This is a genomic window from Sulfurimonas sp., from assembly GCF_032250635.1.
In the GTDB taxonomy this organism is placed as follows: Bacteria; Campylobacterota; Campylobacteria; order Campylobacterales; family Sulfurimonadaceae; genus Sulfurimonas.
The window spans coordinates 1-1,167 of the sequence record NZ_JAVVFL010000284.1 but is presented as its reverse complement, the minus strand read 5'-3'; the positions used below and the strand labels follow the sequence as shown (position 1 = coordinate 1,167).

Annotated in this window: 2 protein-coding genes; one reads left to right on the top strand and one right to left on the bottom strand. The window is 41.2% G+C overall.

What is annotated here, in order from left to right; translation table 11 throughout:
- A partial coding sequence (locus tag RQ763_RS11780) for a diguanylate cyclase (RefSeq protein WP_314153186.1) occupies nt 1-213 on the top strand: 213 nt, incomplete at its 5' end.
- A gap of 184 nt (nt 214-397) precedes the next feature.
- Here RQ763_RS11780 and RQ763_RS11775 read toward each other — a convergent pair.
- On the bottom strand, nt 398-1,167 hold a 770-nt coding region (locus RQ763_RS11775), incomplete at its 5' end, for an Mrp/NBP35 family ATP-binding protein (protein ID WP_314153185.1).

Below are 1,167 nucleotides of genomic sequence, written 5' to 3'. Positions count from 1 at the left end.
TCCGCATTCGGTGCATTATCATTTGACGTCGGAACATCAGAGAGCCTTAAAAAGACACTTAGCATAGGTATAGCAAAATTTCCTACAGACGGAGACAGTATCTGGAAATGTATCAAGTATGCAGATACGGCTCTTTATGAGGCGAAAAACAGTGGAAGAAATAAGATTGTATCGTTTAAGCCTGAGATGTTTAAAAGTGGAGAAGAATTTTAATCTTCCTCTTCTTTATTAACTGATGTTACGCATTAAAAAAATTATATAAAAAATTAAATGAGACAAAAGTAATCAAAAATTAAAAGAGTGGTGTAGATTCAAGAAGTCTAGTGAGGAAGCATGCTTAAAGTATGTGACGAGCGTAACGACGCAGAAGATGCGCCGCTATTTTGATTTTAAACTATTACTTAGTGCTGCAAGCACTTACACCCGGAGGAGTTGTGGGCTGAACGCTCTCATTGCTTGCTCCGCCTTTTGCATTTACCTCTTCTATGGTCGCCCAAATAGAGGCTGCAGCAGCTATATAGCGTTTTGCGCTCTCGCTTGTAGGGTTGACAAAAGTGATAGGCTTGCCTTCGTCTCCGCCTGTTCTAATACTCGGCTCAATAGGAATCTCTGCGATTACTTTAGTATCAAACTCATCCGCCATCGGCTGCGATGTTCCTTTTCCAAATATGTCATACTCAACGCCCGTATCCGGTGCGATAAAACCGCTCATATTTTCAACTATTCCGGCAATCGGTATATTTAACTTTCTAAACATATCGAGTGAACGGCGAGAGTCATCAAGAGAGACTGCTTGAGGGGTAGTAACCGTCAAACCTGCAGTAACAGGAACGCTTTGAGCTAAAGTCAATTGTGCATCACCTGTTCCCGGAGGCATATCTATAACCAGAACATCCAAATCGCTCCAAAGAATATCTCTTAAGAACTGCTCAATTGCTTTCATAATCATAGCGCCGCGCCACATAAGCGACTGACCCGGTTCCATAAGTGAACCCATAGACATAACTTCAATTCCGTAAGCTTTCATAGGAAGAACTTTGTTTCCGTTCACCTCAGGCTTAATATCTGCAATTCCCATCATACGAGGAATATTTGGACCATAAATATCAGCATCCAAAAGACCTACTTTTTTACCTTGCGCAGCAAGAGCAATAGCAATATTTACAG